Raw genomic sequence first — 12,161 nt, 5'->3', positions numbered from 1 at the left:
GCTGCGGCGCATAAAAGGGGAGAATGCAATGACACGCACCGCAATCAAAGGCCTGTTGCTCGCCACGAGCATCCTCGGCACGGCCGGAATCGCTCAGGCGGCCGACGTCACGCTGACGGTCGAAAGCTGGCGCAACGACGACCTCGCCATCTGGCAGGAAAAGATCATCCCGGCCTTCGAAGCCAAGAACCCCGGCATCAAGGTCGTCTTCGCGCCGACCGCGCCGACCGAGTACAACGCCGCGCTGAACGCCAAGCTTGACGCCGGCTCGGCAGGCGACCTCATCACCTGCCGTCCGTTCGACGCCTCGCTCGAGCTGTTCAACAAGGGCCACCTTGCCGGCCTGAACGATCTGCCGGGCATCGAGAACTTCTCCGACGTCGCCAAGTCCGCCTGGACGACGGACGACGGCGCGACGGCCTTCTGCGTGCCGATGGCTTCGGTCATCCACGGCTTCATCTACAACAAGGACGCCTTCGACACGCTCGGTATCTCGGTTCCGACGACGGAAGCCGAGTTCTTCGCCGCGCTCGACAAGATCAAGGCCGAAGGCAGCTACATCCCGATGGCCATGGGCACGAAGGATCTCTGGGAAGCCGCCACCATGGGCTACCAGAACATCGGCCCGACCTACTGGAAGGGCGAAGAAGGCCGCAAGGCGCTCATCAAGGGCGAGCAGAAGCTGACCGACGACGCCTGGGTCGAACCCTACCGCGTTCTCGCCAAGTGGAAGGACTATCTCGGCGACGGTTTCGAAGCCCAGACCTATCCGGACAGCCAGAACCTCTTCACGCTCGGCCGCGCTGCCATCTATCCGGCCGGCTCGTGGGAAATCGGCCTGTTCAACACGCAGGCGCAGTTCAAGATGGGCGCGTTCGCGCCGCCGGTGAAGAATGCCGGCGACACCTGCTACATCTCCGACCACAACGACATCGGCATCGGCCTCAATGCCAAGAGCCCGAATGCGGATGCCGCCAAGAAGTTCCTGAGCTTCGTCTCCTCGCCGGAATTCGCCGACATCTACGCCAACTCGCTGCCGGGCTTCTTCAGCCTGAATTCGACGGCCGTGAAGATGGCCGACCCGCTGGCGCAGGAATTCGTCTCCTGGCGTGAAAAGTGCCAGCCGACGATCCGCTCGACCTACCAGATCCTGTCGCGCGGCACGCCGAACCTCGAAAACGAGACCTGGACCGAATCGGCCAACGTCATCAACGGCACGGATACGCCGGAAGTGGCTGGCGAAAAGCTCCAGAAGGGCCTCGACAGCTGGTACAAGCCGGCCAAGTAAGCCTGCGTCTCGACTGCTGAATTCTGCTTTGAGGAGCGGGCATCGTCCCGCTCCGGCCCTCTCCCCGTAAAATTCGGGGGGAGGTGCTTGGGCGGTGCGGCTCGAATGATCAGGCGCACGCCGTATCCCTCTTCGTCCCGGTGGACAGAGGGTGCCGAAGGGCAAAATCGGGGAGCGACCCCGGCACTATCGTGTATGCTGAATTTGTCATGTGCGGCACTACCGGCCGCGCACGGCGTCCGTGCATGCGGATCTAACGAACAACAACCGGACGGGGCACGCTGGGCCATGAGCGACATACCTTCTTCCCATGAGGCAACAGGACCGATCAAGCGGCCAACACGCTGGCATATCGGCGTTTTCCTGCTGCCGGCCTTCATCGTTTATTCGGCGGTCATGATCCTGCCGCTCATCGAGACGCTGCGCCTGTCGCTGTTCAACACGGTGGACGGCCAGTCGACCTTCGTCGGTCTCAGCAACTTCAAGGTGCTGTTCGGCGACGAGCGCTGGGCGGCCGACTTCTGGAACGCGCTGAAGAACAACGTGATCTTCTTCGTCATCCACATGCTGGTGCAAAACCCGATCGGGGTGGCGCTCGCGGCCATGCTGTCGATCCCGAAGCTGCGCTTTGCCGCGTTCTACCGCACCGCGATCTTCCTGCCGACACTGCTTTCCTTCGTGATCGTCGGCTTCATCTGGAAGCTGATCCTCTCGCCGATCTGGGGCGTCTCGCCCTATCTGATGGATCTGGTCGGCCTGAAGTCGCTCTTCGCCCCCTGGCTCGGCAAGCCGAACTCGGCGCTCATCGCAGTGTCGCTGATCTCTGTCTGGCAGTATGTCGGCATTCCGATGATGCTGATCTACGCGGCGCTGCTCAATATCCCCGAAGAGGTGATCGAGGCTGCCGAATGCGACGGCGTCACCGGCTGGAGCCAGTTCTGGAAGATCAAGCTGCCGCTCATCCTGCCCGCCATCGGCATCATCTCGATCCTCACCTTCGTCGGCAACTTCAATGCCTTCGACCTCGTCTACACCGTGCAGGGTGCGCTCGCCGGGCCTGACAAGTCCACCGATATCCTCGGCACGCTGCTCTACCGAACCTTCTTCGGCTTCCAGCTCCAGCTGGGCGACCGATCGATGGGCGCGACGATCGCAACGGTCATGTTCCTCATCATCCTCGCCGGCGTCTCGCTGTATCTCTTCGCCATCCAGCGGCGCATGCGTCGCTACCAGTTCTGATCGGGAGGGCAAGACATGTCCAAAGCACGCACCTCGCTGACCCGCACGTCCCTCGTTCACCTGGCGCTGATCGGCTACGCCGTGATCTCGATCTTCCCGGTGTTCCTGACGATCATCAATTCGATGAAGGACCGCAACGCCATCTTCCGCAACCCGATGCAGCTTCCGACGCCCGGGACCTTCGACCTTGTCGGCTACACGACGGTGCTGGGGCAGGGGGATTTCGCGACCTATTTCCAGAACAGCTTTATCGTCACGGTGGCCTCCATCGCGCTGGTGCTGCTGTTCGGCGCCATGGCCGCCTTCGCGCTCTCGGAATACCGCTTCCGCGGCAACATGCTGATGGGCCTCTACCTTGCCATCGGCATCATGATCCCGATCCGTCTCGGTACCGTGGCGATCCTGCAGGGCATGGTGGCGACGGGGCTCGTCAACACGCTGACGGCGCTGATCCTCGTCTATACCGCGCAGGGTATCCCGCTCGCGGTCTTCATCCTCTCCGAATTCATGCGGACCGTCTCCGATGACCTCAAGAATGCCGGGCGTATCGACGGTCTCTCGGAATACTCCATCTTCTTCCGCCTCGTCCTGCCGCTGGTGCGGCCGGCCATGGCGACCGTCGCGGTCTTCACCATGATCCCGATCTGGAACGACCTGTGGTTCCCGCTGATCCTGGCGCCGAGCGAGGCGACCAAGACGGTGACGCTGGGCTCGCAGATCTTCATCGGACAGTTCGTCACCAACTGGAATGCAGTGCTCGCCGCACTCTCGCTCGCGATCCTGCCCGTCCTCATCCTCTATTTCATCTTCTCGCGGCAGCTGATCCGCGGCATCACTTCGGGAGCAGTCAAGTGAGTTCTGCCACGTCCCCCCTTCGCGTCCTGTCCGCCGGTCTCGGCAATATGGGCCGCAGCCATGCGCTCGCCTACCATGAGAATCCGGGTTTCGAGATCATCGGTCTCGTCAACCGGTCGAAGGTTCCGGTTCCGGCCGGGCTGGAAGGCTACGAGATTCATCCGTCCTTCCCGGAGGCGCTGCGCGCGCTGAAGCCGGAACTCTGCTCGATCAACACCTATTCGGACAGCCATGCCGAATATGCGATCGCAGCACTCGAAGCCGGTGCCCATGTCTTCCTCGAAAAGCCGCTGGCGACGACCGTTGCCGATGCCGAGCGGGTGGTCGCCTGCGCCAAGGCGAACGGCCGCAAGCTCATCGTCGGCTATATCCTGCGCCACCATCCTTCCTGGGTGCGGCTCATCGAGGAAGCGCGCAAGCTCGGCGGCCCGTATGTCTTCCGCATGAACCTGAACCAGCAGTCGAGCGGGCCGACCTGGGCGACCCACAAGGCGCTGATGCAGACGACGCCGCCGATCGTCGACTGCGGCGTGCACTATGTCGACGTGATGTGCCAGATCACCGATGCCAAGCCCGTGGAGGTGCGCGGCATGGGCCTGCGCCTTTCCAACGAGATCGCGCCCGACATGTATAACTACGGCCACCTGCAGGTGCTCTTCGACGATGGCTCGCTCGGCTGGTACGAGGCGGGCTGGGGCCCGATGATCTCGGAGACGGCCTTCTTCGTGAAGGACGTCATGTCGCCGAACGGCTCCGTTTCCATCGTCATGGATCCGAACGCGAAGTCCGACGACATCGACACCCACACCAAGACGGCGGTCATCCGCGTTCACAACGCGGCCACCGGCCCCGACGGCAAGTTCCTGTCGCCGGACGAGGACCTGAAGATGGCCGGCGAGCCGGGCCACCAGGAACTCTGCGACCGCGAACAGGCCTATGTGCTGAAGGCGATCCGCGAGGACATCGACCTCACGCGGCATATGGACGATGCGGTGCAGTCGCTGAGGATCTGCCTCGCGGCCGATGAAAGTGTCAGAACCGGTCAAACGGTCAAGCTTTAAGGGGATATCAGGTGGGCTCTCTTCAACTCAAATCCGTACGCAAGTCCTTCGGCAATGTCGACGTGATCAAGGGCATCGACCTTGACGTGAAGGACGGCGAGTTCGTCATCTTCGTCGGCCCCTCGGGCTGCGGCAAGTCCACGCTGCTGCGCATCATCGCCGGCCTTGAGGATGCGACATCGGGCTCGATCACCATCGACGGCACGGAAGTCGTGACCGTGCCGCCGGCAAAGCGCGGCATCGCCATGGTCTTCCAGTCCTACGCGCTCTATCCGCACCTCACCGTCAAGGACAATATGGGCCTCGGCCTCAAGCAGGCAGGCGCGCCGAAGGATGAAATCGAAAGGCGCGTCGCCAAGGCCTCCTCCATGCTGTCACTGGAGAAGTACCTCGCCCGCCGCCCGGCCGAACTGTCGGGTGGCCAGCGCCAGCGCGTCGCCATCGGCCGCGCCATCGTGCGTGAACCGAAACTCTTCCTGTTCGACGAACCGCTCTCCAACCTCGATGCGGCGCTGCGCGTCAACACCCGCCTCGAGATCGCCCGGCTGCACCGCGAGTTGAAGGCCACCATGATCTACGTCACGCACGACCAGGTCGAGGCGATGACGCTGGCGGACAAGATCGTGGTGCTCGACGGCGGTGTCATCCAGCAGGTCGGCTCGCCGATGGAACTCTACAACCGGCCCGCCAACCTCTTCGTTGCCGGCTTTATCGGGTCGCCGGGCATGAACTTCATCGATGCGGGCCGCCTCGGCGCGTCCGATGCCAAGACCATTGGCGTGCGCCCGGAACACGTCACTCTGTCGCGCGACAGCGGCGAATGGCAGGCGAGGGCCGTGCATGTCGAGCACCTCGGCGCGGACACGATCGTCTATCTCGAATCGGAGAAAGTCGGTGCCTTCACCGTCCGTCTGTTCGGAGAGTATCACTACGCGCCCGGTGACGTGGTCTTCGCCACGCCGGCCGCAAACCAGATGCATCGTTTCGACGCAAATGGTCACGCCATACGTTGAGGACCCTCATCACAAGTCCGTGATGGGTGAGGATTGCGGCGGGCGGGGCCGTGGTCTACGATTGTCAAAGATCAGAAACTAACATACAGCGTTGTTTGTATGTTGCGATGCGGTGGTCCTGCGATCACCGCATCTTCATGTTTTCAGGACCCTGCCGCGCTTCAGGCGGCACCGCTTATGGAAGAACCCATGCGTTTCACGAGACCGATTTCGATTGCGACCTTCGGCGCCCTTTTGATTCTCGCCGGCTGCCAGGACGAGCAGGCGCCGCAGGGCGGCTTTGCGTTCCCGCCGCCGCAGGTGGCCGTCATCACCGTGAAGGCAGAGGATGTGCCGATCACCAACGACCTGCCGGGCCGCATCGCAGCGACCCGCACGGCGGAAGTCCGGCCGCGCGCGACCGGCATCGTCATCGACCGCATCTTCGAGCAGGGCTCGCAGGTCAAGGAAGGCGACGTGCTCTACCGCATCGATCCTGCGCCGTTCCAGGTGCAGGTCGACAGCGCCGAGGCGACGCTGCGCCGTGCCAAGGCCGTCCAGGCCCAGGCGCGCAACACTGCCGAGCGCCAGGAACAGCTGCGCAAGTCGAATGTCGCGTCCGCGCAGACCTATGACGACGCCGTCGCCCAGCTTGCGCAGGCGGACGCCGATGTCGCCATCGCCGAGGCGAGCCTTGCGACCGCCAAGCTCAATCTCGAATATACCGAGGTCAAGGCGCCGATCAGTGGCCGTATCGGCCGTGCGCTCATCACCGAGGGTGCGCTGGTTTCGGCCAATGGCACGGAAAACCTTGCGACGATCCAGCAGCTCGACCCGGTCTATGCCGACTTCACCCAGTCGGCGACCGACCTGATGCGCCTGCGCAAGGCGCTGGAAGACGGCGCGCTGATGGCCGACAACAATTCGGCCGACGTCAAGCTGGTGCTTGACGACGGGTCCGCCTATCCGCATCCGGGCAAGCTCCTGTTCTCCGAAGCCGCCGTCGACGAGACGACCGGCCAGGTGACGCTGCGCGGCGAATTCCCGAACCCGGACGGCGACCTCTTGCCGGGCATGTATGTGCGCGTGCAGATCGAACAGGGCATCGAGAAGAACGCCGTGATCGTGCCGCAGCAGGCCGTCCAGCGTGATGCTTCGGGCAGCGCGCTCGTCTATGTCGTTTCCGCCGACAACAAGGCCGGCACCCGCAATGTGCGCGTCGGCCGTGCCATCGGCACGAACTGGGTCATCCCGGATGGCCTGAAGGACGGCGAGAAGATCATTGTCGAAGGCTTCCAGAAGGTTCAGCCGGGCGGCGAAGTCGTGCCGGCCGAGTGGGACCCGAATGCCGTGGCGAAGGCTGCCGAAGGCGGCGCTGCCGAGACCGGGGAGGCCGGCAAGGCCGAAGCCGGTGCTGCACAGACCGGCGCAGCCGGCAAGGCGGAGGGCGGCGAAGGCGCCGCCAAGGCCGAGCAGGCGAAGTGAGGATCTGAAGGATGCCCAGTTTTTTCATCGACAGGCCGATTTTCGCCTGGGTCGTCGCGATCTTCATCATGATCGCCGGCGCCATCGCCATTCCGCTTCTGCCGATCGCGCAGTATCCCGACGTCGCCCCGCCGCAGATCACGGTGTCGACGACCTATTCCGGCGCGTCGTCGCAGGACACTTACCAGAGCGTCACCAAGCTCATCGAGGATGAGCTGAACGGCGTCGAGGGCATGCTCTATTTCGAATCGACCTCGAGTGCCTCGGGTTCGGCCGAAATCAACATCACCTTCGCGCCGGGCACCGACCCGAGCCAGGCGTCGGTCGACGTGCAGAACCGCGTCAGCCGCGTCGAGCCGCGCCTTCCCGATTCCGTGCGCCGCCAGGGCGTGCAGGTCGAAGAAGCCGGTTCCGGCTTCCTGCTCATCGTCGCGCTGACCTCCACCGACGGCTCGATGGATGCCATCAGCCTCGGCGATTACGTCAACCGCAACGTTCTCTCGGAAATCCAGCGCGTGCCCGGCGTCGGCCGTGCGCAGCTCTTCGCCACGCAGCGTTCCATGCGCATCTGGCTCGATCCTGCCAAGATGCGCGGCCTCAACCTGACGGCCGCGGACGTGACGGCCGCCGTCCAGGCGCAGAACGCCCAGATCGCCGCCGGCAGCATCGGCGCGCAGCCGAACCCGATCACCCAGCAGATCGCGGCTCCCGTCAACATCAAGGGCCAGCTGACGACGCCGGAAGAATTCGGCGCCATCGTGCTTCGCGCCAATGCGGATGGTTCGGCCGTGCGTCTGCGCGACGTCGCGCGCGTCGAGGTGGGCGGCGAGACCTATTCGTTCTCGACGCGCCTCAACGGCCAGCCTTCGGCCGCCGTCGCCGTGCAGCTCTCGCCGACCGGCAACGCCATGGCGACCTCCGAGGCGATCAAGGCCCGCATGGACGAGCTTGCGCAGTTCTTCCCGCCGGGCCTCGAATATTCGACGCCCTATGACACCTCGCCCTTCGTCAAGGTGTCGATCGAGAAGGTTCTGCATACGCTGCTCGAAGCCGTCGGTCTCGTCTTCCTCGTGATGTTCCTGTTCCTGCAGAACATCCGGTACACGATCATCCCGACGCTCGTCGTCCCGGTCGCGCTGCTCGGCACTTGCGCCGTCATGCTCGCCATGGGCTTTTCGATCAACGTCTTGACCATGTTCGCCATGGTTCTCGCCATCGGCATTCTCGTCGACGATGCGATCATCGTCGTGGAAAACGTCGAGCGCATCATGTCGGAAGAGGGCCTGCCCCCGAAGGAGGCGACCCGCAAGGCGATGAAGCAGATCACCGGCGCCGTCATCGGCATCACGCTGGTGCTCGCCTCGGTGTTCATCCCGATGGGCTTCTTCCCGGGCGCGGTCGGCGTCATCTACCAGCAGTTCTCGCTGACGATGGTCGTGTCGATCCTGTTCTCGGCGTTCCTCGCACTCTCGCTGACCCCGGCGCTTGCCGGCAGCTTCCTCAAGCAGGTGCCGAAGGGCCACCATCACGCCAAGCGCGGCTTCTTCGGCTGGTTCAACCGCGGTTTCGACCGTTCGTCGAAGAGCTATAGCGGCAGCGTCGGTTGGCTGGTGCGCCGGACGGGTCGCTTCATGGTGATCTATCTCGCGATCCTCGCCGGCCTCGGCTACCTGTTCATGAAGCTTCCGTCCTCGTTCCTGCCGGACGAAGACCAGGGCTTTGCCATCGTCATGATGCAGCTTCCCTCCGAAGCGACGGGCCACCGGACCGACGAAGTGCTGACCCAGGTCGAGCAGATCTTCGGCCAGGAGCCCGCGGTCGAGACGATCGTCGGCATCAACGGCTTCTCCTTCTTCGGTTCGGGGCAGAACGCAGGCCTTGCCTTCGTCACGCTGAAGGACTGGAGCGAGCGTGGGCCGGAGAATTCGGCGCAGGCGATCGCCGGGCGTGCCAGCATGGCCATGAGCCAGATCAAGGATGCGATCAGCTTCGCGCTGTCGCCGCCGCCGATCCAGGGTCTCGGCACGACGGGCGGCTTCTCGTTCCGTCTGCAGGACCGAGGCGGCCTCGGCCAGCAGGCACTGTCGGCCGCGAGCGCCCAGCTTCTCGGCCTTGCGGCCCAGAGCAACGTGGTTGCGGGCGTGCGCGTCGATGGCATGCCGGATGCAGCCCAGGTCAACGTCATGATCGATCGCGAGAAGGCCAATACCTTCGGTGTGACCTTCGCCGACATCAACTCGACGATCTCGACGAACCTCGGCTCGACCTATGTCAACGACTTCCCGAATGCCGGGCGCATGCAGCGTGTGACGGTCCAGGCGGACCAGAACGAACGCATGCAGGTGGCCGACCTCCTGAATCTCAATGTCAGGAACGCGTCGGGTGGCATGGTGCCGATCTCCGCCTTCGCGACCGCGGAGTGGACGATGGCGCCGACGCAGACCGTCGGCTACAATGGCTACCCCTCCATGCGCTTCAGCGGCGACACGAAGCCGGGCTTCTCGTCCGGTGACGCGATCGCGGAGATGCAGCGGCTTGCCGCCCAGCTTCCGCCGGGCTTCGGCTATGAATGGACGGGCCAGTCGCTGCAGGAAATCCAGTCCGGTTCGCAGGCGCCGATCCTCGTCGGTCTCTCTATCCTCCTGGTGTTCCTGTGCCTTGCGGCGCTCTATGAAAGCTGGTCGATCCCGTTCGCGGTCATCCTCGTCGTGCCGCTCGGCGTCATCGGCGCGGTCATCGCGGTCACCTTGCGCGACATGTCGAACGACGTGTACTTCAAGGTGGGCCTGATCGCGATCATCGGCCTTTCGGCGAAGAACGCGATCCTGATCATCGAGTTCGCCAAGGAACTGATGGAGGACGGCAAGTCGCTGATCGAGGCGACCATCGAGGCCTGCCACCTGCGCTTCCGCCCGATCCTGATGACCTCGCTCGCCTTCACGCTCGGCGTTCTGCCGCTCGCGATTGCCACGGGCGCAAGCTCGGGCAGCCAGCGCGCCATCGGTACGGGCGTGATGGGCGGCATGATCACGGCCACGGTGCTCGCCATCTTCTTCGTGCCCGTCTTCTTCGTCTTCGTGATGAAGATGTTCGGTTACGGCAAGGAGAAGAAGGAGGAGCCGGCTCCGGCGGCAAACCCGGCGGAGTAAGTCGCCATGCGCCGGACCAAGGCAGAGGCCAAGGAAACCCGCCAGCAGATCCTGCTGGCGGCGGAGAAGGTCTTCTACGAAAAGGGTGTCGCCCATGCCTCCATGGAGGATGTGGCGCGCGCCGCGGGGGTTACCCGCGGCGCCATCTACTGGCACTTCGCCAATAGGGCGGATCTCGTGCTGGAACTCTACAATTCGTTGCCCATGCCGCAGGAGGAGCTGATCGCCCGCGAGCTGGAAGCGGAGAACGCCGATGTTTTCGGCGTGCTCGAACGGATCGGCCGGGAATGGCTTGAGCTGCTGGCCACCGACGAGCACCGCCAACGCATCCTGTCGATCCTCCTGCGTTGCGATACGTCGGGCGAATTCGCCGCCATCTCCGAACGGCAGAACGACATCAACGACGAGCACATGCAGGCGCTGGAAGCGGCATTTGCGAAGGCCGAGGGACAGGGCAAGCTGGGCGCGGCCTGGACGCCGCGCTCCGCCGCCTCGATGCTGCGTTGGCTCATCAAGGGACTCTGCGCGGAATGGCTGCTGTTCGGCCGGCGGTTCGATATCGCCAGCGAGGGCAAGGACGCGTTGCGCCGCCTCTTCTTGACCTATGCGAGCCCCGTACCGTCACGCTGAGCGGGGGGCATCGAGCCGCGCGATCCAGTCTGCGCCGATCTGCCAGCGCCTGAGCACCGAGACGGGGTCCTCCGCGTCGAGCCGTGAACAGATGCGGTAGACCTCCAGCACCTCCGGTGCCATCTCGCCACGCTGGCAAAAGTACATGGCCGCCGCGTAGCGCGCCCGGCCGGACCATTCAATGCCGGGGGGCATGGTGATGATCTCCCAGTTGCGGCGGGCCTCCTCGTCCATGTCAGGTGAGGCCCGGCGGGCTTGCCGTCCGCCTTGCGAGCCTGACGAAGGGACGCGGCACGATCTTGGCGCGCTTCATCAGCTTCTGGTATTTCAGTTCCCGCATCGCATAGATCTCCACCCAGAGGTCTTCCGTGAATTTCGATCCGTAGGGCCGCTCGAGGCTGGCGATGGCGATGTTGCGCTTGGCCGTCGGCGACCAGATCGCGGCGGTGACGAGGCCCGCCTCGCGCTTTTGCCGATGATAGACGATGGCATGCTCGGCGGGAATATTCCCTTCGATTTCAAGGCCGACGAGGATGTGCTTCAGAGACTGATTCCGCCGCGCGTCGAAGATGGGCCGGCGCCCGTTGAAGTTCGGCTTGTCCGGATCGACCAGCCAGTCGAGGCCGATCTCGTCGGGCATGCGCACCCGGTCGGCGCGCAGCGCGCCCTCGGCGGTGACGAAATCCGTGTTTGCGACGATGAAGCCCGCCTCGATGCGCGCCTGGTTGAGCGCGCCGTAGCCGATGGCGCGGATTGTGTGCCGCTCGCCGGCGCTCCACAGCCGATCCCACAGCGAAAGCGCGTTCGCGCGGGGCACGAAGAGTTCGTAGCCGAGATCGCCGGTGAAGCCGGTGCGCGAGATGGTCACCTCGCCGCCCTCATGCGGGAAAGTACCTATATGGAAGGGTTTCAACACGTCCACGCCGGCAAAGCCGGCATCGCGCAGCACGGCGTAGCTTGTCGGACCCTGCAGGGCGAGACCGGCGATCTCCTCCGTCTCCTCGTGGATATCGACCGTAAAACCGAAGGCGCTGTCGATGAGCCAGGGCAGGTGGCGTTCCTGGCAGCAGAGGCGGAACTCGCTCTCGCCAAGGCGGAAGAGCGTGCCATCATCAAGCACATGGCCGTGGTCATCGCACCAGGCGGTGTAGTGCACGCGGTTCACGGCGAGCTTGCGCACGTCGCGAAGGGTCAGGCGGTTGAGATAGCGCACGGCGTCGGGGCCGGTGATGCGGTATTTCACCATCGGCGAGATATCGAAGAGGGCGGCCGTGGAACGGATGGCGAAATATTCGAGTTCGCCGTCGAACAGCGCATGCGGCGCCTTGTAGCCGGCCCAGTTGTACCAGTCGTTCACCTCGCTCAGCGCCATCAGGCGCTCATGGAACGGGCTCTCCAGTCGCGGCGCGAGAATGTGGTTGCGGGCGGCGCGGCGGATTTCGGCGGCGGATTTCGTCATGGC

The 12,161-nt window shown here is 64.1% G+C and carries 10 protein-coding genes; 8 read left to right on the top strand and 2 right to left on the bottom strand.

The genetic code is table 11. The features are described 5' to 3' along the window. Nucleotides 1-28 precede the first annotated feature (28 nt). The 8 genes from K0P03_RS11415 to K0P03_RS11380 all read left to right on the top strand — a co-directional run bounded on the left by K0P03_RS11415 (nt 29) and on the right by K0P03_RS11380 (nt 10,699). The gene (locus K0P03_RS11415; protein ID WP_050744558.1) at nt 29-1,288 is read left to right on the top strand and encodes an ABC transporter substrate-binding protein; all 1,260 of its coding nucleotides are present in this window, start codon (nt 29-31) and stop codon (nt 1,286-1,288) included. Between the two features lie 288 nt (nt 1,289-1,576). Next, nucleotides 1,577-2,527 (top strand): carbohydrate ABC transporter permease, encoded by a 951-nt coding sequence (locus K0P03_RS11410; protein WP_023516266.1) that lies wholly within the window; start codon nt 1,577-1,579, stop codon nt 2,525-2,527. Between the two features lie 15 nt (nt 2,528-2,542). Further along, nucleotides 2,543-3,382, top strand: a complete 840-nt coding sequence (locus tag K0P03_RS11405) for a carbohydrate ABC transporter permease (protein ID WP_024271551.1) — start codon at nt 2,543-2,545, stop codon at nt 3,380-3,382. Continuing rightward, nucleotides 3,379-4,443, top strand: coding sequence for a Gfo/Idh/MocA family protein (locus tag K0P03_RS11400; protein WP_023515748.1), 1,065 nt, complete (start codon nt 3,379-3,381; stop codon nt 4,441-4,443). Before K0P03_RS11405 ends, K0P03_RS11400 begins: the two co-directional genes overlap by 4 nt. Nucleotides 4,444-4,454: 11 nt before the next feature. Beyond that, nucleotides 4,455-5,456 carry an ABC transporter ATP-binding protein gene (locus K0P03_RS11395; protein WP_272789635.1) on the top strand — a complete coding sequence of 334 codons (1,002 nt, stop codon included), beginning with the start codon at nt 4,455-4,457 and terminating at the stop codon, nt 5,454-5,456. 177 nt (nt 5,457-5,633) lie between these two features. Further along, a complete protein-coding gene (locus K0P03_RS11390; protein ID WP_272789634.1) occupies nt 5,634-6,920 on the top strand; it encodes an efflux RND transporter periplasmic adaptor subunit in 1,287 nt (428 codons plus the stop codon). Nucleotides 6,921-6,931: 11 nt separating this feature from the next. Further along, entirely contained in the window at nt 6,932-10,069 is a 3,138-nt protein-coding gene (locus K0P03_RS11385; protein ID WP_023515745.1) for an efflux RND transporter permease subunit, read from the top strand. A 6-nt stretch (nt 10,070-10,075) separates the two neighbouring features. Further along, nucleotides 10,076-10,699 (top strand): TetR family transcriptional regulator, encoded by a 624-nt coding sequence (locus tag K0P03_RS11380; RefSeq protein ID WP_272789633.1) that lies wholly within the window; start codon nt 10,076-10,078, stop codon nt 10,697-10,699. On the opposite strand, the gene K0P03_RS11375 is transcribed toward K0P03_RS11380, so the two are convergent. Beyond that, the gene (locus tag K0P03_RS11375; protein ID WP_336314288.1) at nt 10,691-10,894 is read right to left on the bottom strand and encodes a hypothetical protein; all 204 of its coding nucleotides are present in this window, start codon (nt 10,892-10,894) and stop codon (nt 10,691-10,693) included. The genes K0P03_RS11380 and K0P03_RS11375 overlap by 9 nt on opposite strands. A 40-nt stretch (nt 10,895-10,934) precedes the next feature. Further along, a complete protein-coding gene (locus K0P03_RS11370) occupies nt 10,935-12,158 on the bottom strand; it encodes an aminomethyltransferase family protein (RefSeq protein WP_272790475.1) in 1,224 nt (407 codons plus the stop codon). Nucleotides 12,159-12,161 lie beyond the last annotated feature (3 nt).

The organism is Shinella sp. HY16 (genome assembly GCF_028534175.1).
Classification (GTDB): Bacteria; Pseudomonadota; Alphaproteobacteria; order Rhizobiales; family Rhizobiaceae; genus Shinella.
Note: the sequence above shows the minus strand (reverse complement) of the source record. Positions and strands in the feature narration are given on the sequence as shown.